20 protein-coding genes and 2 pseudogenes are annotated in these 18824 nt (G+C 62.0%); 4 read left to right on the forward strand and 18 right to left on the reverse strand.

Annotated elements, in window-relative coordinates:
* Positions 1 to 98: 98 nt before the first annotated feature.
* Positions 99 to 1082: an L-histidine N(alpha)-methyltransferase gene (egtD, locus tag OKW44_RS12950; RefSeq protein WP_018423989.1), complete on the reverse strand. Its 984-nt coding sequence runs from the start codon at positions 1080 to 1082 to the stop codon at positions 99 to 101.
* Between the two features lie 560 nt (positions 1083 to 1642).
* Between egtD and rarD the strand changes: the two genes are divergently transcribed.
* Positions 1643 to 2539, forward strand: coding sequence for an EamA family transporter RarD (gene rarD, locus OKW44_RS12955; protein ID WP_018423988.1), 897 nt, complete (start codon positions 1643 to 1645; stop codon positions 2537 to 2539).
* Position 2540: 1 nt separating this feature from the next.
* On the opposite strand, the gene OKW44_RS12960 is transcribed toward rarD, so the two are convergent.
* Positions 2541 to 3068: an Mpo1 family 2-hydroxy fatty acid dioxygenase gene (locus OKW44_RS12960; protein WP_018423987.1), complete on the reverse strand. Its 528-nt coding sequence runs from the start codon at positions 3066 to 3068 to the stop codon at positions 2541 to 2543.
* 154 nt (positions 3069 to 3222) lie between these two features.
* Between OKW44_RS12960 and OKW44_RS12965 the strand changes: the two are divergent.
* Positions 3223 to 3516, forward strand: a pseudogene (locus OKW44_RS12965) (helix-turn-helix domain-containing protein); the annotation flags it as partial.
* Here OKW44_RS12965 and OKW44_RS12970 read toward each other — a convergent pair.
* The 3 genes from OKW44_RS12970 to OKW44_RS12980 all read right to left on the reverse strand — a co-directional run bounded on the left by OKW44_RS12970 (position 3513) and on the right by OKW44_RS12980 (position 6415).
* Positions 3513 to 3830 carry a hypothetical protein gene (locus tag OKW44_RS12970; protein WP_018423985.1) on the reverse strand — a complete coding sequence of 106 codons (318 nt, stop codon included), beginning with the start codon at positions 3828 to 3830 and terminating at the stop codon, positions 3513 to 3515. The pseudogene OKW44_RS12965 and the gene OKW44_RS12970 overlap by 4 nt on opposite strands.
* A 243-nt stretch (positions 3831 to 4073) precedes the next feature.
* Positions 4074 to 4451: a hypothetical protein gene (locus OKW44_RS12975; RefSeq protein ID WP_018423984.1), complete on the reverse strand. Its 378-nt coding sequence runs from the start codon at positions 4449 to 4451 to the stop codon at positions 4074 to 4076.
* 146 nt (positions 4452 to 4597) lie between these two features.
* Positions 4598 to 6415 carry a putative bifunctional diguanylate cyclase/phosphodiesterase gene (locus tag OKW44_RS12980; RefSeq protein ID WP_239499236.1) on the reverse strand — a complete coding sequence of 606 codons (1818 nt, stop codon included), beginning with the start codon at positions 6413 to 6415 and terminating at the stop codon, positions 4598 to 4600.
* Between OKW44_RS12980 and OKW44_RS12985 the strand changes: the two genes are divergently transcribed.
* Entirely contained in the window at positions 6401 to 6646 is a 246-nt protein-coding gene (locus OKW44_RS12985) for a hypothetical protein (RefSeq protein ID WP_239499235.1), read from the forward strand. The genes OKW44_RS12980 and OKW44_RS12985 overlap by 15 nt on opposite strands.
* Before the next feature lie 82 nt (positions 6647 to 6728).
* On the opposite strand, the gene OKW44_RS12990 is transcribed toward OKW44_RS12985, so the two are convergent.
* The 13 genes and pseudogenes from OKW44_RS12990 to OKW44_RS13050 form a co-directional block, all read right to left on the reverse strand.
* Complete coding sequence (locus tag OKW44_RS12990; protein ID WP_026226442.1) at positions 6729 to 7454, reverse strand: GGDEF domain-containing protein; 726 nt, start codon at positions 7452 to 7454, stop codon at positions 6729 to 6731.
* A gap of 1 nt (position 7455) precedes the next feature.
* On the reverse strand, positions 7456 to 7851 hold the full coding sequence (locus tag OKW44_RS12995) for a DUF1987 domain-containing protein (protein ID WP_018423981.1): 396 nt from the start codon (positions 7849 to 7851) through the stop codon (positions 7456 to 7458).
* A 19-nt stretch (positions 7852 to 7870) separates the two neighbouring features.
* Positions 7871 to 8434, reverse strand: coding sequence for a SiaB family protein kinase (locus OKW44_RS13000; RefSeq protein WP_018423980.1), 564 nt, complete (start codon positions 8432 to 8434; stop codon positions 7871 to 7873).
* A 12-nt stretch (positions 8435 to 8446) separates the two neighbouring features.
* Positions 8447 to 9562 (reverse strand): SpoIIE family protein phosphatase, encoded by a 1116-nt coding sequence (locus tag OKW44_RS13005; protein WP_018423979.1) that lies wholly within the window; start codon positions 9560 to 9562, stop codon positions 8447 to 8449.
* 309 nt (positions 9563 to 9871) lie between these two features.
* A complete protein-coding gene (locus OKW44_RS13010) occupies positions 9872 to 10132 on the reverse strand; it encodes a hypothetical protein (RefSeq protein WP_018423978.1) in 261 nt (86 codons plus the stop codon).
* Positions 10125 to 10874 (reverse strand): DNA/RNA non-specific endonuclease, encoded by a 750-nt coding sequence (locus tag OKW44_RS13015; protein ID WP_018423977.1) that lies wholly within the window; start codon positions 10872 to 10874, stop codon positions 10125 to 10127. Before OKW44_RS13015 ends, OKW44_RS13010 begins: the two co-directional genes overlap by 8 nt.
* A 320-nt stretch (positions 10875 to 11194) precedes the next feature.
* The gene (locus OKW44_RS13020) at positions 11195 to 11554 is read right to left on the reverse strand and encodes a DUF3564 domain-containing protein (RefSeq protein WP_018423976.1); all 360 of its coding nucleotides are present in this window, start codon (positions 11552 to 11554) and stop codon (positions 11195 to 11197) included.
* 217 nt (positions 11555 to 11771) lie between these two features.
* Positions 11772 to 13484: an acid phosphatase gene (locus OKW44_RS13025; protein WP_018423975.1), complete on the reverse strand. Its 1713-nt coding sequence runs from the start codon at positions 13482 to 13484 to the stop codon at positions 11772 to 11774.
* Between the two features lie 256 nt (positions 13485 to 13740).
* Positions 13741 to 14202 carry a GNAT family N-acetyltransferase gene (locus tag OKW44_RS13030; protein ID WP_018423974.1) on the reverse strand — a complete coding sequence of 154 codons (462 nt, stop codon included), beginning with the start codon at positions 14200 to 14202 and terminating at the stop codon, positions 13741 to 13743.
* 142 nt (positions 14203 to 14344) lie between these two features.
* A complete protein-coding gene (locus tag OKW44_RS13035) occupies positions 14345 to 14548 on the reverse strand; it encodes a DUF3562 domain-containing protein (RefSeq protein WP_018423973.1) in 204 nt (67 codons plus the stop codon).
* Between the two features lie 231 nt (positions 14549 to 14779).
* Positions 14780 to 16078, reverse strand: coding sequence for a TAXI family TRAP transporter solute-binding subunit (locus OKW44_RS13040; protein WP_018423972.1), 1299 nt, complete (start codon positions 16076 to 16078; stop codon positions 14780 to 14782).
* Positions 16079 to 16257: 179 nt separating this feature from the next.
* Positions 16258 to 16383, reverse strand: a pseudogene (locus OKW44_RS13045) (Hcp family type VI secretion system effector); the annotation flags it as partial.
* 223 nt (positions 16384 to 16606) lie between these two features.
* Positions 16607 to 17533, reverse strand: coding sequence for a LysR family transcriptional regulator (locus OKW44_RS13050; protein ID WP_018423970.1), 927 nt, complete (start codon positions 17531 to 17533; stop codon positions 16607 to 16609).
* A 124-nt stretch (positions 17534 to 17657) separates the two neighbouring features.
* Here OKW44_RS13050 and OKW44_RS13055 point away from each other — a divergent pair, with 124 nt between their 5' ends.
* Positions 17658 to 18752, forward strand: coding sequence for a tartrate dehydrogenase (locus tag OKW44_RS13055; RefSeq protein ID WP_018423969.1), 1095 nt, complete (start codon positions 17658 to 17660; stop codon positions 18750 to 18752).
* Positions 18753 to 18824: the final 72 nt, after the last annotated feature.

Here is an 18824-nt window from a genome sequence, read left to right on the forward strand (position 1 = left end):
AGCCGCGCGAGTTAAAAAAGCGGCGCGCCGACCAGAGGAGGGCGCGCCGCTTTTTCGTTTATGCCTTTATCGGTCGTTATTTGCCGCGTGGTCAGCGCCTACCGGGCCACCAATAAACTCTCCGCGAATCCCCACTCATCCTCGATCCATTGATGGCTGCACACGAAGCCGGCGCCATCGACGATCGCGGGCAATTCTTCCGCGCGATACTTGTGGCTGCTTTCGGTCCAGATCGTCTCGCCTTCCTTCAGCGACACCGTCAGCTTTGCGGCGCGCACGTGAGCGGTGATATCGCGCTTCGCGCGCAGATGCATCTCGATGCTGCGCGCGTCCGGATTGAAGCGCGCCACGTGCTCGAATTCATCGAGCGGAAAGTCGCCGTCGAGTTCGCGGTTGATCCGCGCGAGCAGGTTCAGATTGAATGACGCGGTTACGCCGATCGCGTCGTCGTAGGCTGCGACCAGCACCGGCGTGGGTTTGATCAGATCGGTGCCGAGCAGCAGCGCGTCGCCGGGCGCGAGCATGTTGCGGATCTCGCGCAGAAAGCGCGTCGCCGCGAGCCTGCCGAAGTTGCCGATCGTGCTGCCGAGAAACAGCACGAGCAAGCGGTCGCCGGGCGCGCGCTGCCGGCTCACTTCGGCGAGACCGGCCAGATAGTCGCGCTCATAACCGACGATCGAAATCCGCTCGATGTCACCGAGTTCGCGCCGGCACAACTGCAACGCGCTGCGCGAAATTTCAATCGGGCAGTAGGAAGTAGGGCGTTTTTTACACAGCGCCTCGAGAATGCGCCTCGTTTTACGGCCGCTGCCGCTGCCGAGTTCGGCGACCGTTACGTCATGCGGCAAATGCTCGACGATATCGGCCGCGTGCTTCGCGAGCAGACGTTCTTCGGCGCGCGTGACGCCATATTCGGGTAATACGGTAATCACTTCAAAAAGTGCGGAACCGACCTCGTCGTACAGATACTTCGACGGCAGCTCTTTTTGCGGCGTATGGGTGAGGCCGGCGTACACGTCGGCGGCGAAGGCGCGACGCAGTTCGGAAGGCGAGTTGCTGAGCGATAGGGCTGGCTGGGTCATGCTGGCTCCAGTAGTCACATTCGATGAGCGGGATTGCTGCCGGGCGGTGGCATGCGCGATGAAACGCAGTTGAGGCATGCCGTGGGCGAGATGCGCGGGCGGTGATTCGTGGCGGCCTGACAGACTGCGCTCGAGGCTGCATTCGCCGACCCGGCTCGTGGGTGCTGCTCGTTGCGTGCCGCTGTAGACGTCGTTGTCGCGAGTGGTGCGGCCACAGCGTGCAAATCTTGGGTAGCAAGATTCGCGCGAGGCGAGGACGAACCGGAAATGGCTTCGCCGGCCGCGGCGCACGAAGTTATGTTCTAGTGCATCGACGCGCGACGCGCACGACTAATTGCAGCCGACTGACGAAAAAGCGCAATCCCGTCGGCGAATAACCCGTCTAGAATGCCCGTTTTCCTACGGTTTTGCACCGCCGCTTCAGAACAACAACGCAGCGTCTGCCGCTTTGCCCGCGTGGCCGCCTGCTCACGAGACATCATATTCATGACTACAACGAACGCCGCGAGCCTGCGTCGCGCGCCGCAAGCCCACGCGTCACACCGATCCCCGACCGCGCAATGAATCACAACGACTTCAGGCGCGGGATCGCATTGTCGGTCGGCGCGTCGGCGATGTTCGCATTGCTGTCCGCTTACGCGACGCTGCTGAAACCGCTGTCGGGCCTCGACATCTTCGCGTGGCGCATCGTGTGGACCGTGCCTGGCGCGCTGCTGCTCGTCGCGCTGCGCAAGCGCCTGCCGATTCTGCGCGCGCTGGTTGTCCAAATGATGACGCAGCCGAAGCTCGGTGCCGCGATGATCGTGGCCGCGGGCTTGCTGGGCGCGCAGCTATGGCTGTTTCTGTGGGCGCCGCTGCATGGGCGCATGCTCGAAGTGTCGCTCGGCTATTTCCTGCTGCCGCTCGTGATGGTGCTGGTCGGGCGCTTCCACTATCGCGAGCGGCTCGACGCGTTGCAGTGGCTCGCGGTCGCGTGCGCGGCGGCTGGCGTCGCCCACGAGCTGTGGGTGACGGGCGCGTTCTCGTGGCCGACGCTCGTCGTCGCGCTCGGTTATCCGCCTTATTTCGTGCTGCGTCGTCAGATCAATCAGGATTCGCTTGCGATGTTCACCGTCGAAATGGCATTGCTGCTGCCGGTGGCCGCCGTGTGCATTCTCCGCGGCGGCTCGCTGCAAGCAATCGCCGGACGCGCCGAAATGTGGTGTCTGCTATTGCCGGGCCTCGGTGCGTTGAGCACGCTCGCGCTCGCTTCGTATCTGAAGGCGAGCCGACTGCTGCCGGTCGCGTTGTTCGGCATCCTCGGCTACGTCGAGCCGGTGCTGCTCGTGTTCGTGTCGATCACGCTGCTGCGCGAAACGCTGAGCGTCGCGCAACTCGCGACCTATGTCCCGATCTGGATCGCCGTCGCGCTGACGGCGCTGCACAGCGTGCGCTTCGTTCGGTTCGCGTCGAACTGAACTACGGCGCTCGCTCAGCGATGCGCGTCGGGCCTACCTGTGCCTCGATCGCGTCGCGCAGCTCGGGACGCCAGCCGACACCGAACAGCGCTTCGGCGAGCACGAATAGCGGGCCGATCAACAGGCCGATCACGTCGTCGACGAATGCCGGCTTGCGATGTTCGTAGGCCACGTGGCCTACAAACTGGAACACCCAGCCGACCACGAACAGCCCAATGCCGGTCGCGAGCCACGCGAGCGTCGTTTGCACGGCGATCCACTTGCCGAACGCGACGCAGAGCGCCGAGACGCAGGCCATCAGCACGCCGAGCGGCACGTCGAGCGCGAGGTAGTAGACGGTCGCCGCCACGAACAGCAACCACGCGGGCGACAACGTGACCGGGAACATCCCGGCGCCAAACGACGGGCGGCTCAGCAACACCGCGAGCGCGAGCACGATCATCGGAATGCCGACGAAGTGCGTGGCGATATTGCGCCGGTCGCGATGGTAGGCCGCGTATTGCGTCAGTTGCTGCGTCAGCGTTCTCATCAGGGCCGCTCCTGTGTCAAAGTCAGCATAATCGAGGGCAGCGGATTTTCAAACCATCGGGTAGCCGACAATCAGCAACGATCGTCCACGGATACCGTCCATGACAGCGCGTTTTTCATCGAAGGAGCTTGCCGGGCTGCTCGAACGCGGCGCGAAACCACGCGCTGCGTTCGAGGCGATCGAGGAAGCCGCGCTATTGCCGGCCGCACCGCGTGTCGCGCGGCGCCTGTTGCTGATGGCGGGCGGCTATGGCGAACCCGGCGCATTGCGCTGCGTGCTGAAGGTCCCGCAGGAAGACCTGGCGATGATGCTCGCGTTGTCGCGGCAGACGATCAATCAGGTGCTCAAGCACTTCGAGACGCAGGGCGCGTTGAAGCTGCGCTATGCGGAGATCGAAATCGTCGATGCCGACATGCTGCGTGAACAGTCTCTCGTCGAGCGCATTTAACGCGCGCTCGGGTGGCTGACGCGACGTTTCAATGGACCGATCGTCGCGGCGGGCAACGTGGTGAGCAGCATGTGCAACGTGAAGTGGAGATCTTCGCGCGCGATGTCGAGTTGCACGCGGTCTTCTTCGCGCACGGTTTCCGTGTTGACTACGTAGACGCCGAGCGGCGAATGAAGCAGTGCGCGCAAGTGAGCGTGCGTCAGCGTCACGAGTAGAAGCGCGCGCGCCGACGGAAACGGAATGACGGTGCTGTGTTGAACCCGCTTGCTGGCAGGTTGCGGCGATAGCTTGTCGAGCGATTGGGTAAGAGCCATGTGATGCGGCGTTCGTGCGACGCGACGGTGAATTGGAACAATTCGAGAGTAGTCGTCCGCGAGTAAAGACGGTGCAAAAATTCGCGCGTCTGTCGGCAAAAAGATACGACGGGGAATGACACGCCGCATAGAAAAAAAGGCGAGTCGTAAGACTCGCCCTCCCTGAACGGCACAGTCCGGCTTCGATCAACTTCTATTTGAACAGCACCTGCATGGCCGGTCAGCCCCGAAACCGATCACGCGTTATTGCGTTTTGGTCGTGTCGGCTTGTGCGCCGTCGGCTTTCGCCGGGGCAGTGCTGGCCTCCTTCGCACTTTGCGTTTTAGTCTTCGCGGCGCTCGTTTCCACGGTGTGTTTGCCCGTGGATTTGTGGACCTTCTTCGTATGGGTGGAAGTCTTTTTCACGTGCTTTTGCGTAGCGCCTTCGGCGGGCGCTTTCGTTGCGGTCGCGCTGTCGTCCGTCGCGCCGGCTTGTACCGCGGTGCTCGCCTTCAGATTCGCCTGGCCGGCGGTCGGCAGCTGCGTGGTTTGCGCGGGTTGTGCGGCAGACGGTGCGGCCGTTTGAGCAAATGCGCTCGACACGAGCAGTGCGGAAGCAACAGCGGCGAAAAGCGTCTTCATGATGTGACTCCTGATTGAATCGGTGGATTCGTTTGTCGCGGCTGAATCATTTCAGCGCTGCCGGTTTAACGTAGGGCGGAATACAGGAGTTGACGCTGCGCTGGTGACAAAACGTAAGTAGTGCGTCAGCGCGGATACATTGCGACTCACAATGCGAATCCCCGCAAAGGCGCCAGGCTCAATGAAGACGCGACCGCGGTCTTGCCGAGCAATTGCGCTAAAGCTTCCGGCGAGACCGCTGGGCTAAACAGGAACCCCTGGGCCACCGTGCATCCGTGACGGACCAGAAACTCGCGCTGGACCTCGAGCTCGACCCCTTCAGCGACGACATCGAAGCTCAGCGTTTCAGCAATCGCGATGATGGCAAGCGACAGAGCTTCGAGTTCCTTGTCTCTGCCGATTTCGCAAACGAAGGCGCGATCGATCTTGATGCGGTCGACGCTAAAGCGTTTCAGATAGCTGAGGCTCGAATAACCCGTGCCGAAGTCGTCGATAGCGATGGACACACCGAGTTCGCGCAGTTCGGCAAAAGCCCGTTGCGCTTCTTCAGCGTTGCGCATCAACGTGCCCTCGGTGACTTCGAGCTCCAGCAGTTCGGCGGGCCAATGGGCATCGTCGAGTGCCGAGTGCACTACGCCTGGAAGGTCCGCGCGTTCGAGTTGAAGTGGCGAAACATTGACCGATATGCGCACGGGCGGAAGCCCCGAGCGTACCCATGCGCTCGCCTGCAGACACGCTTGCCGCAATACCCACGTGCCGATGCTCTGGATCAGACCGGTTTCTTCGGCAAGCGGGATGAAGACGGCCGGCGAGACTTCACCGAGTTCGTCGTCGTGCCACCGCAAAAGTGCCTCGGCACCGACGATGCATCCGCTTTTCATGTCGATTTGCGGCTGATACGCCAGATACAACTCATTGGCTTTCGCGGCGCGCCGCAGTCGCGTCGTGAGCCGTAACTTCTCGGCGGCCGCCCGGCTCAGTTCCGGTTCGTAGAATTGATAGCCGTTTCTCCCGCGCGATTTCGCCACGTACAACGCGGCATCGGCATTTCGCGTGAGCAGTTCCGGCTGGGCGCCGTCTTGTGGAAAAGTACTGACGCCGATGCTTGCTTCGAGATAAAGCTCGTGCTCGCCGATGCGATACGGCTCGCTCATCTCGTGAATCAGCGTGTCCAGCATTTCGGTGAGTTGCTTCGCGTCGGCCCGTTCCGCGACGATGACGAATTCATCGCCCCCGTAACGCGCGACGAAATCCGTCGCGCGCAGCAGACGCTGAAGCCTTCGCGCCACGGCCTGTAGCAACAAATCGCCAATGCGGTGTCCGAGCGAATCGTTGACGTCCTTGAAACGATCGAGATCGAGGAACAGGACGGAAACGTTCTGACCTGTCGCTGCCGCGCGTACGAGCGACTCTGAAAGATGTTCGCCGAGCAGCACCCGATTCGGCAGATCGGTCAGTGCGTCGTATCTGGCTTGATGCTCGAGTCTTGTGAGCGAACGACGAAGATGCGCTCCGATGCGCCCGTTCCAGTGAATCAGCGAAAGCAGCAACAAGGCCGAAGCGACGCCGCAGCTCAACAGCATGCGCGTAAACCACTTCCCATCCAACGAGGATTGGCTGACGACTAAAGCGACCTTGGCGTCGGCCGCGAGTCGTACGTCGACGACCCGCTCGAGAACGCTATAGAAATAGGCGTCGATTTGTTCGAGTCTGGGGTCGCCCACTGCCACACTGCCGGGTTGTTCCGCGATCTTGCGCGCAAGACCAAAGCTCAGCTCGCTAAGTCTGCCGATCATGTCGTCCAGATCCGACAGCCTCGATATGCATTCGTGATTCTCGCTGCAGCTCTCGCGCGCGTCGCGCGTCAACGCGAGCAGTTCCAGCATCGGAAAGCTATAAGCGGCGCGTTTGTAGAGCGGCACCGTTGCGATCGAGGTGTAGAGCGTCGCATGCTCATCGAGCATGACTTGCTGAACCTGGTCGAGGTCGTGGCGCAGCCGCCCGGAAGCCTGGATCGTCCGAAGCGAACTGTCCTGCTCGCTGCTCTGGCGGATTGCGAGGAAGGTACTCGTCGCAATGACAGCGAGAATGGCAAGTACGGCTATGACAGTACCGGCTTTGCGCGTTGCTTCCTGTCCCAAGGCCCTTCCCTTTCCGTCAACCCGGCGCGGGCGAACACCGACCCGCCCGGATAGTGAATGTTTAGGTGGCTGCATGACTTGCCTTAGGGCGCTCCGGATCTGCCTGTAACGGCGCGCTATGGGTCTGCTTATCCACCTATCGATCGGCAAATTCCACGCGGTTGCGCCCGCTTCGCTTGGCGCGGTACAGAGCCGCATCGGCGAGGCCATATGCGGTGTCGAAACAGGTTCCAACTTCGTTGATGCTGACGCCAAAGCTGGCCGTGATGCGGCGCTCGACGGATGGAACGACCAGCGAGTCACTGATGGCTTCTCGCATGCGCTCGGCAAGAATGGCACCGCTGGCCGGTTCATGACCGGGCAGCAGCACGGTGAACTCCTCACCGCCCACTCGGCCGATGAAGCCTTGTTCCCCGACGATTCTGCGCAGACAATCGACGACCCCCGAAATGACCGCGTCTCCGGTCGGGTGGCCGTACTCGTCGTTGATCCGCTTGAATTCGTCGATGTCGAGGATGATCATCACCGCGCTACTGATGCGCAAGATCTTGGTGGTCCGTTCGATCACGGCACTGCGGTTAAGTACGCCCGTCAACGCGTCGTGCGATGCGCGATACGCCAACTGCTGGGCCAGCACCTGCATCTCGCGTTCAGCCCGGTCGCTGTGGCCGATCAGGCGCCGTGTCTCGCGCATCAGGCGCTGGAAGTGCTCGATGAGTTCGCCCAACGACTGGCGATACTGCGCGGGGTCCGCATCGATGATCGAATGCATGGCCCGAGCCTTTGCCAGCGCGGTGCTCTCGTTCTGGAACAGATCGGGTGCGCCGCCCGAGGACACGTCAAGGGAAGAGGTCGAACGCACTTTACTTTCCCTGCTGCGCAATGGGACGATCGGTGAACTCGATCGCGCGGAAATCGGCTTTCAGTTCTTCGCCGAATTCGGCAATGGTCTCGTCTTCCTCGTCGCGATACCAGTTCATCGACACGCGGGTTCCCGATTCCGCCGCCTGATCGAGCGCGTCGAAGATGCTGAACAGCATTTTCGTACTCGAGCTATTGAAGTACGTCAGCGCGACGTCGATAGTGATCTCGGCCCCGGCGTTCGCGGCGAGGTATTTGCGCATCTGCTCGATGATCGGCGCGTAAAAGGCGGCTGCGTTTTCGGGGTAGGACTCTCCCCTGATCGACAACGCGTGTTGGTCGAAGCGAAAATCGACTTCGGGCGACGTCGTCGTCGCGGGGATGTGTAGGTTTTCCATTGTTCGTGTGCCTTCCTGCTCAGATGATGGCCATGAGGCAAAACAGCGTGGTGCCCGGTTCGTCGGCACGCGGATGAAAAGCGAATTCAAGCGGCGCGCTCGCATCGCGCGCCATCGTCAGGAAACCGAGCCCGGCGCCCTTGCTGTCTTTCGGAGCATCGGTGCGCAATGAAACCTTGTACGCTTGCTTGATTTCTTCGAGTGACATGTTGCGCAGAGGCTCCAACCTGCTTCGCAGGTCCTCGACTTCGGCGGTCGCGATGGGATTGACGCACAACATTACGTGATGTTCGCTGTGCCTGGAGATGCAGACCGCGCCCTCGCGTATCTCGCCTGCCCGTTCGCCACCGGGCTCCAGCGCGTTCGACGAGTAATGAACGATGTTCTGTGCCAGTTCGATAAAGGACGAGAAGAGTTTGCGGCGAGTAGGACCGCTGACGCCGGCGACTTCGAGCTGCAGTTTCACGACTTCGCCCATCGACGCGACGATGTTATGGGAGAAGTAGCCCTTGTGATAGAAGAGCACGTTGCGCCGCTGCGCGAGTTCGAAAAAGGCGCTGTCTTGTTCTAGTAGTTGGGACATTCTGGGAATTCGTTAAATGCGGGCACAGAAAAGCGTGACGTCATCACGGCGCGGTTGCTTGCCTTGCCACTCCGCGAGCGCGAGCCGGACGCGCTCGCAAATCGTCGCCGGGGTTTCGGCGCGGTTTTCGAGTATCAGGTCGAGCGCACGGCGCCGGCCGAAAGAAATGTTGCGCGGGCCGCCGATCTGATCGGCGAGGCCGTCGGTATAGATGAACAGCAGGCTACCCGCCGTGACCGGATTCGAGCGCAAGGTCCACGCATAGTCGGCGCGACTGTCCACATAACCGACACCCATGCGGTCGGCGCCGATCGTTTCGAACTCCGCGGCATCGGGCGACAGGATGTGCAGAGCGATCCTCGCGCCGGCAAAATGCAGCATGCTCTCCGTGGCGTCGAACCAGAAGAATGCGGTATCCAGACCGTCGTTGGATTGGGTTCCTTCGTCGGCACTGTTCACTTGCCCAAGCAAGCCCTTGACGTTTCGATTGACGGCCGCCAGTAGCGCGGCGGGGTCGCGCGGACCGATCTGTTCGAGCGCCTTCGACAGTGACGCCGAAGCAAGCAAGGTCATGAAGGCGCCCGGCACGCCATGTCCGGTGCAATCGGCAACAGCGCCAAACCAGCCGTTCGGAAAGGCCGCGAAATGATAGAAGTCGCCGCCGACGACGTCGCGAGGTTCCCAGACCATCGCCGCGTCGCGCAGCTTCATCGACAGGGTCTCGCTGGAAGCACGCAACATGGCGCGCTGTATCACGCTGGCGTACTCGATACTCTGCATGATCTGGCGGTTCTTCTCCGCCTGCATTTCCGCGACCGCACTGATAAGCTGCAGACCACTGCCGAGACCCGAGAAGAGTCCGTCACGCGTCACGATGAAACCATCGACCAGCGCTTTTTCTCCGGCCTCGACGGTCCTGAACGTCAGCGCTTCGATGCTCACGTCGGCGTCGACGATGAGCGGTTCCTTGTCCATGAACGCGATGCAACTCTTCTTGTCGTAAAGCTCTCGATGGAACGGCTTGCTCATTTGCGACATGAAGATATCGCGGTTGATCAGGCCGATGGGACGCTGGTCATCGATGACAGCGAGACTCTGCATGTCGCGGCGCGCCGAGAAGATCTCCATGACCACGGAGTTGGGATCTTCAACGTCTACGGATGGAACTTCCTGGCACAAGTCTCCGGCAGTGCGCGGATTACCCTGTGCGGAAGAACGGCGAAATCTCGAGAACGCAGCATGCATGGCGACGCCAGTCGATGTATGAGGAAACCTCGCACGCTAAGGTTTCTCTATGTACATTATGTGACAGAGAGGAGGCGATCCGCTCTATTGGCGCGAGATTAGAAAACTGTCGGTCACGCAAAGGTTTGCGTGACCGACATGAGTAAAACTTGCGATCTGCGAGGTTGCGCAAATGCAACGCCGCCGAATCCGTTATTGAAACGGGTTCTGCACGGTACCCGCTTTAGCATCCGGCTCGTCCTGCACCTTTGCCGGTAAATCCTTCTGCGCCTGCAGGCTCGCGACGATCGCATCGAGCGCTTCCTTCAGCGCGAGCGCCGCCTTCAGTCCGCGTTGATCGCGCGTCAATTCGAGCGTGCCGTTCAGCACGACACGCGTCGTGCCATTGCTGAGCGTGAGCGCATCGCCTTGAATGTTGAGTACGTCGTCATCGTTCGAATAGGGCTTAAACACCTTTCAGTCCTCCTGGCCGCTGGTCCTTGAGGTTGTCCGGAATGCCCGGAAAGCGGATGCCCGACATCGCTTCGAGTTCGTGAATCGTGCGGATGTCGTAGCGGTTGGTCGCTACATTATCAACCACGACTGCGAAAGCCAGTTGACGCGACGGCACGTAGACGACCTTGTACAACTGGGTGGGCACGAACACGCGCGTCGGTCCGATCGTCTGCAATTGCTGGCCGGTGAACAGCGGTCCGGTGACGACGTACGTGTCGTCGTAGGCGAGTGCGAACTTGCGCACGGCTGTTTCGATGCGTGCCCACAATCGTTGGTTGTTCTGACGATTTTGCGGCACGATGTTCGCGAGCGAGAACGATTGCGCCATCGCCTCGTCGTTCCACCGATTACCCGCCGGACTCATATGACCGCGATCGAAGCCGCTGCGTTTGTAGTCGGCGAGTGTCGCGCCTTCGCCTTCGGGAAGACGCGCGTCTTCGAAGAACTTGTTGGTGCGCACCATGTCCTTCGCTTCTTCGATGTGCTCACGCGTCAGATGCTCGGCAGACCACAGCGGACCGTGCGTGATACCCGAATGCAGCACCGCGAAATCGCTATAACAAAGCAGGCGCGTTTTTGGCGCCATCTTCTGATTGGTGAGGACGGGCCATTGCGCATTCGGCGTGAATCCGGCGCAGGAAGGCGCCGCGCTCGCATGAGCGGCGACGGCGAGTAACAGACAGGCAAGCCACTTCTTCATGTGTTGGTGGTTCGATGAACGGGGACGCAAGTATAGCGTCGTGGCCCGCATCGAGCGGCTGCGAAATGCGAATCGAAGGAAGGGAATTTGAAACGGCAGAGGCGGCGTGCGCCGGACAAAAAAATGGGCCGCTTTGCAGCGACCCGAATGCGTGGACTTCCGAATCTACGCACGCAATCTTAAGAAGGTCTTAAGGCGTGCGCTATCGCGGCACGTTATGTTCGATTGCGCACGAACAGATTTACGCGTCCGAACAGGGCTCGCGCAATGAGCCGGAAGTTTCGACCGGAAAAGAGAAGCGCGACGAATCGCGCCAGAACTTAATTACCGAACACGCTGTTTTCAGCGCGCACTTTTTGACGATCCACCGCCTGCAAACGCCAGAAGCCGCTAGTCGCCTTGCGTGTTCGCAGCGCGGTCCATGCAGCGGCCCCTTGCGCGGCGCTCACTCGCTCCTTGCGATCGACGTGCAGACCGCGCAACGTACAGAGCGGCGCGTCGGCGCTCGGTGCGCACAGCGTGGTCACGCCGTTTTCGTCGCGCAGTTCGCCCCATGGGGGCAAGTCGATCCCTTGATGCGCTTCTCTCGACCACCGATGTTCATCGGTATCGAGCCAGAGCACAGCGTAATCATGGCTTACGGTGGGATCGGAACCGTTAATCAGGATGGTCAGTCGCATATCAGTTCCGTTCATAAATTGCGAAGCGCTTTACCAGTCTAGGCGGCGCGGCGCTTTATGCAAGACAAAGGCATGACATGCGAATGGAAAATCAAGTCGCCAAAAAGTGTGGCGGGGTACGGTGGCATGCTCCCGCGCCGCGGGGTACGCGATATGCATGCAGTAACGACCACATGCAGACCGCGAGCCGCGGCAAATCAACGCAGCCGGGAGGCGCTCAAGCGAGATCGAGCGAAGCGGTCAGATCGCCGAGCGGCGCGAGTCCGTTGCTTGCGAAAGCGTTGTCGCGGGCGACCACGCCATCGAGCGGCGCGAGTCCATGCACACGGCTAATGAAACGCAGAATCGAATTCGTGTCGTACACCGTGTGATCGACATAACCCTTCTTCGCCAGCGGCGAGATCACGAGCGCGGGAACGCGCGAACCCGGCCCCCAGCGATCGCCGATCGGCGGCGCGACGTGGTCCCACCAACCGCCGTTCTCGTCGACGGTGACGATCACGACTGTGTTCTCCCATTGCGGGCCGCGCTGGATGTGCTCGATCAGCGTCGCGATGTGACGGTCGCCCGAGGCGACGTCCGCATAGCCCGCGTGCATATTCAGGTCGCCCTGCGGTTTATAGAACGTCACGGTCGGCAAACGTCCCGCGTCGATGTCGGCAATCAGGCGATTGGTCGACGCGTCGTTGCCCATGCCGCCGTCGCGCAGATAGCGGCGGCGCGCGGCGGTGCCCGGCGCGTAATTGGCGAAGTAGTTAAACGGCTGATGGTGGTACTGGAAGTCGGGCATCGACCCGGTATCGCGATGATCGAGCGCGAATTGCCACGCGCCGCTGTACCACGCCCAGTCGATGCCCTTGCCGGTCAGCCGGTCGCCGATCGTCGCGTAATTCTGCGGCGGCATCACCCGCGGGTTCGACGGATCCGCGAAAGCCGGGTCGCCGCCTTCGGCCGGACGCACGCTGCTCGGCTGATACGGCGGCGCCATCGTGTTGACTGCGTAGCCGTCGGCGGTGAAAGCGCCGTCATTGACGAACTTCGGCGGACCGTCGAGCGCCGACGCAGGCGAATTGGGCGCGAGCTTCAAACGGGTGCCGGTCGGATCGTCGCCTTCCACGACCGACACCATCTTCTGCGCCGGACTGGTGTGGATGTCCGGATAGTAGGGCGCCTGCGCCGAGATCAGGAAGATATGGTTCAGCCACGAGCCGCCGAAGGCGGCCATGAAGAAGTTGTCGCACAGGGTGTACTGCTGCGCGAGATTCCACAGACGCAGCGTGTCGGCGGAATTGCGGTAGTGCCCCATCACAAGGCCGCCCGAATCGCCCCACGCGGCGAACTGGTTGTTGCGCCCCGCGTTGATCTGCATCTGGTTCTGATAGAAGCGATGGATGAGGTCGCGCGTGATCACGCCGGTCGGCAGCGGCGCGCCGTGCGCATCGACGATGCGGAACGGCCGGTTGTGCAGATGATCGAGATCGTTTTCGCCGATCATGTAGCGCTTGCCGTCCACTTCCTGCGCCTGCGGCACGAGCCCGCCCCAGATCGCCGGCAGCCGCGGCAGCGGCGTCTTGCCATCGCGGTCGAGCTGGAGGTATTGCTCGGCGGTGACCGCGTCGAGCGGATGCTGGACGCCCGGGTAGTTGCCGTACAGGTTCGCGAAGCTGCGATTCTCCGCGTAGATCACCACGATGTTCTTCACCTGATCGTGCAGCGCAGCGTCGAGCCGCAAGTCGGCGGCGCTGCGCGGCGGCCCGTTGCCCGCGAGTCCCTCGCCTGTTTTGCAGCCGGTCAGCGCAAGGCCGAGGCCGACCGCCGCGAGACCGGTTAGGACGCGCCGGCGTTCGGGATCGTCGGGGGCGTCGTTGGTGTTATCGATTGAATCGGGGTTGTCCAGTTTCGGCGGCAGGTGAGGATCGTGGTCGGTCATCGGTGAGTTCCGAAGGAGACGTGACGGTCGCATCGGCGCCGCTCGAAGCGGCGCGCGCGACACCGGTTACGGGTTCCGCCGAGGCCGGCAGGCCTCGCGGCTTTACGGCAGCCGACGCTTCGCGCGCCAGCTGTGATGCGTGGCGTCGACGGCCAATAGTAGCCAGTGCCGTGCGTCGATCGGATGACGTTTTTGCGTCGCATGACGGTGCTGCGCCTTTCGCCGTTGATAGGCCTCTCCGATGAAGCGCTGTGCGTTAGAGCGCTTTGCGATATACCACGAAGCCGGACTTATCCGCGACCTTGTCATAGAGCTGCATCGCGGTGTGATTCGTCTCGTGCGTCTGCCAGTAGACGCGTTGCGCACCGTCGGCTTTTGCGCGCGCATAGACGGCCTCGATCAGCGCACGGCCGACACCCTTGCCGCGCTCGCTATCGAGCGTGTATAGGTCCTGCAGATAGCAGATCGGCCCCGCCATCGTCGTATGACGGTGATAGAGAAAATGCACGATGCCCTGCAACTGCCCGGCGCGTTCCGCGACGAATGCATGCATCGGCTCGTAGCCGTCGAAAAAGCGATTCCACGTGATTTGCGTGATCTCGCGCGGCAACGCGGTCTCGCCCGAGCGGCCATAAAACGCGTTGTAGGCGTCCCATAGCGGGAGCCATGCATCGAAATCGTCACGGGTGACGGCGCGAATCTGCAGCGGGGCGGACATCTGGACGGTTCCTTTGGAAAGCTGTGGAACCGCCAGCATAAAAAATTTGCGACGCGATTGTTAGCTCCACCGTGCTCGCAAAATCTGGAGCCACGACGCGTGCGACAGTGCGGTGAGCCGATGCATCACCGCATGCCGCGAGTCAGTGCCGGCGATGTTGCTTGTGACGCAACTCGTTGCGGACCTTCTTCGCGGCGAACAGCGGCACGTAGTCGAACACGCGCGCCTCGTTCCGGAATTCGGCGAGCGTATCGGCGTACATGCGCGACACCGTTTCTGCCGGCGTGTCGGTTTCCTCGGCGATGCTTCGGACCACTTCGTCTACATTCGGCTCAGGCTGGGACATGGTCTCTCCGGGTAGGACGGCAGGCTGGATGGACGGTACGCGGGGTAGGAGTCCATTACAGGATGCGAATCGCGAGCGCGCCAATTGAATCGACCTATCGTTCGACTGATTTCACAGAGATTTTTTTCTTGCGCTGCGGCAAGCGACCATGCGGTGAGACCGTGCGGAAAAACAACGGGTCGCGCGGTGGTGAATACCCGCGAAACGCACAGGGCTAAGCGACCGCCGTCTCTACCTCTGCACTTTCTGCGCGACATGCGCGATCCGGTCGCGCACGACGCCGATCGCCTGCTTCAGCGCGTAAACATCCTGAAAGTAGCGGTACGGAATTCGGATCTGGCTAGCGTTCGCGTCGATGCTTTCAATCTCCTCACTCCATTGCGCGATTTGCGCGCGAGACGGCTCGGCGTTCTTCCACACTTCGTCCTCGAGCGCCTTGATCGCGCGGTACCACACGAACAGGCGTTTCTTCATACGCGTTTCGAGCATGCGCGGCAGCGCCTGCGCGAGGCCGATCAGCAGCGCGAGGAACGGCACCAGAATCAGCAGCCGACGTTCGATCAGACTCGCGAGCCAGAACGGCAGGTAGCGATACAGAAACGGCCGGCCCGATTTGAAGTACCGCACGCTTTCGTCGGAGATCGGGAATTCTTCGGTGTTCAGATTGGGGAACGTGCCGAGCGGCGTGAAGTAGTCCTCGCCGCCGTGCACCGTGCGCGCCGCGTCGAGCAGCAGATAGACGAGCGCCGGATGCAGCGTGTCCTTCGATACGAGCAGCGCCGTCGCCGCGAGCAGCGTGATGTCGCTGCGCGGCAGATCGTCGGCGACGCTCGTCGAGGCACGCGGTAAGGTGATCTTCGACAGCGACGGGAATTTTTGCGCCAGTGCATCGGCCTGCGCGAAGCTCATCAGATTCAGGTTGCTGGTGAGCAGCGTGTGCTGCATGTCGGCGTCGGGCCGGCCAATGAAGAACGCCGCGTCGACCTGACCGCTTTCGAGCCCCTGGTATGCGGCGTTCGCGTCCATCTGCAGCAGCGTCGAGTTCTGACTCGTGACGCCGCTATAGCCGAGCAGCATCTGCGAGACGTTGAGCAACCCGCTGCCTGGCACGCCCATCGAAATGCGCTTGCCGCGCAGTTGCGACAGCCGGTCGATCGTCGCATCGCCGCGATAGAACACCCAGATCGGTTCGTACGACACGGCGGCGATGGTTTGCAGATTGTCGGTGTCCTTCGGACTGGTCGTGCCCGACTGGATGAAGCCGACCTGATAGGCGCTGTCCGGGTCCGCGAGCCGCTGGTAGTTTTCGACCGAGCCCGACGAGCTACGGATGTCGAGCTTGATGCCTTCACGCTTGAGCAGCGGCGCGTAGCGATCGGCAAAGCCGCGATAGATGCCACCGTCCGCCCCCGAGGTGATGACGATCGTGCGCTGGAACGCGGGCTCGAGCACGAGCGCGAGCATCCAGCCGAATGCGGCGATGAGCACGATCGCGCCGACGATCAGAAGACGCCTGCGCCGCCGCGTCATCGGGGTTGTCGAGCTGCGGTACAGCGCGGGGTCTGGTCTCGGCATCGTTACCCGGTTTGGTCAGGTCCGGCCTTGGTGACTAATGGGAGGGAGGCGGTCTCTATTTCCTCAACTTTACGATATCAGGGGGTTTTATTCGATAGTCAGTGATGTGCCTTGAAAAGATCTGGCTGACACTGTCATTGGGACACAGGTCGGTTGGCCCTGATGTCGAAGATTCCAGTAACTACGCCGTTGCTGCCGCCTCTGGCATTTTGAACGATGTACTCCTGCTTGACCCTGGCAAAAGAGAGGCGAACCTGTTCGTGTTGTGCGGTCATCTCTACGCCCGTGATCGAAAAGGCGTTCACTCCGGGGTGACGACGGAAGCGAGAAGACAGGTGACTCGAGGTAACGTTCGTGACACCGTCAGCTCCGGCGAAGACGGAACCATGCTCAATCAGACGACTCGGAAAGCGAGGCAAAATTGGGCCGATGTGCTGCTCGCTCTTTGATGACATCACGGGTGCGCACAATCGCTGTGCAGCACTACGCCCCCGCCCCCACCTCACCCCCCAACTCCCGCGCAATGAACTCGACAAACGCGCGAATACGATTCGACATCTGATGCCGCGGCGAATACACCGCGAAGATATCCGCATTCGGTGTGTCGTGATCGGGCAGCAACTGGACGAGCGAACCCTCCGCCAGATACTGCCGGATGTCCCATTCCGCGCGCATCAGGATGCCGTGTCCTTCGAGCGCCCATTTGACGGCGATCTCGCCGTCGTTGGTGGTCAGCGTGCCCTTGATCCGCACCGCCTCGGTCTTGCGCGCGGCGCCGCGTCCCGAGGTCAGCCGCCACACGCCATACGCTTCGTCGCCCTGACGAATGCCGATGCAGTTGTGGCGCGTCAGATCGTGCGCCGTGAGCGGCATGCCGTGCGCCGCGAGATACGACGGCGCCGCGCACAGCAGACGCCGGTTCGGCGCAAGCCGGCGCGCGACCACGCGCGTATCGGGCGGCTCGCCGAAGCGAATGCAGACGTCGAAGCTGTCGTCGGTAAGCGGCGGGGGCGTGACCGACAACTGTAGTTGAACCGACACCTGCGGATACCGCGCGACGAAGCGCGAGATCGCCGGCCCGATATGGCTGCGCCCGAAGCCGAGCGTCGCGTTCACGCGCAGCAAACCCTTCGGTGTCTTCTTCGCCGAGCCGAGCAGTTCGGCCAGTTCGTCGATCTCGTCGAGAATCCGCCGCGCGCGGTCGAGGTATAGCTCGCCTTCGGGCGTCAGCATCATGCGGCGCGTCGTGCGGTTCACGAGCGCGACGCCCGCGCGCTGCTCCATCTGGGTGAGGCGCTTGCTGACGGCTGCCGCGGTCAGCCCCAGTTCGCGCGCGGCCGCGCTGAGGCTGCCGCTCGCGGCAAGCGTCGAGAAAAAGCCCAGATCGGCTGGCTGGACGGTGTCGCGCATCGTCTTTTCCGCGCCTTCGCATTTGTGAATGCAAGTTAAAGATGCTTTGAGTTTAGCACCGGTTTTTACCCGTGGGATCGCGCTAGAGTCCACACACGCCATTCATCAAGCACAGGACGGAGACATGAAGACCTATCGCATCGCAACCATCCCCGGCGACGGCATCGGCAAGGAGGTCGTGCCGGCCGGCGCGCAGGTGCTCGAGGCGCTCGCGAAGACCACGCGCGCCTTCATGTTCGAGTTCGAGAACTTCGACTGGGGCGGCGACCACTACCGCCAGCACGGCGTGATGATGCCGGCCAACGGGCTCGACGCGATCCGCAACAAAGATGCGATCCTGTTCGGCTCGGCGGGCGACAAGGACATTCCCGATCACATCACGCTGTGGGGTCTGCGACTGAAGATCTGCCAGGGCTTCGACCAATACGCGAACGTGCGCCCGACGCGCATCCTGCCCGGCATCGACGCACCGCTGAAGTACTGCAAGCCCGAGGATCTGAACTGGGTGATCGTCCGCGAAAATTCGGAGGGTGAATATTCGGGCGTCGGCGGCCGCGTGCATCAGGGCCATCCGATCGAAGCCGCGACCGACGTGTCGATTCTGACGCGCGCCGGCGTCGAGCGCATCATGCGCTTCGCGTTCCGCCTCGCGCAGTCGCGTCCGCGCAAGCTGTTGACCGTGATCACGAAGAGCAACGCGCAGCGTCACGCGATGGTGATGTGGGACGAGATCGCGCTCGAAATCTCGAAGGAGTTTCCGGACGTCACGTGGGACAAGGAACTCGTCGACGCGGCGACCGCGCGCATGGTGAATCGTCCCGCGACGCTCGACACGATCGTCGCCACCAATCTGCACGCCGATATTCTCAGCGACCTCGCGGCCGCGCTCGCCGGCAGCCTCGGCATCGCGCCGACCGGCAACATCGATCCGGAGCGCCGCTATCCGTCGATGTTCGAGCCGATCCACGGCTCCGCGTTCGACATCATGGGCAAGGGGCTCGCGAATCCGGTCGGCACGTTCTGGTCGGTCGTGATGCTGCTCGAAAACCTCGGCGAATTCGACGCGGCTTGGCGCGTGATGCAGGCCGTCGAAGCGGTGACCGCGAACAAAGCGCTGCACACGCGCGACCTCGGCGGCACGGCCACGACCGCGCAGGTGACGGCGGCCGTGTGCGAGTTCATCGAGCAGGCGGCGACGCCCGCGGCGAACGCGGCTTGAGCGCCGGCTTCGCGCGAACTGAACCGGACTGAGCGGAACCGCGCGCAACTCAGGCGCGCGGTCTACGCCCCG

This window comes from Paraburkholderia lebeckiae, assembly GCF_050436325.1.
Lineage (GTDB): Bacteria > Pseudomonadota > Gammaproteobacteria > Burkholderiales > Burkholderiaceae > Paraburkholderia > Paraburkholderia tuberum.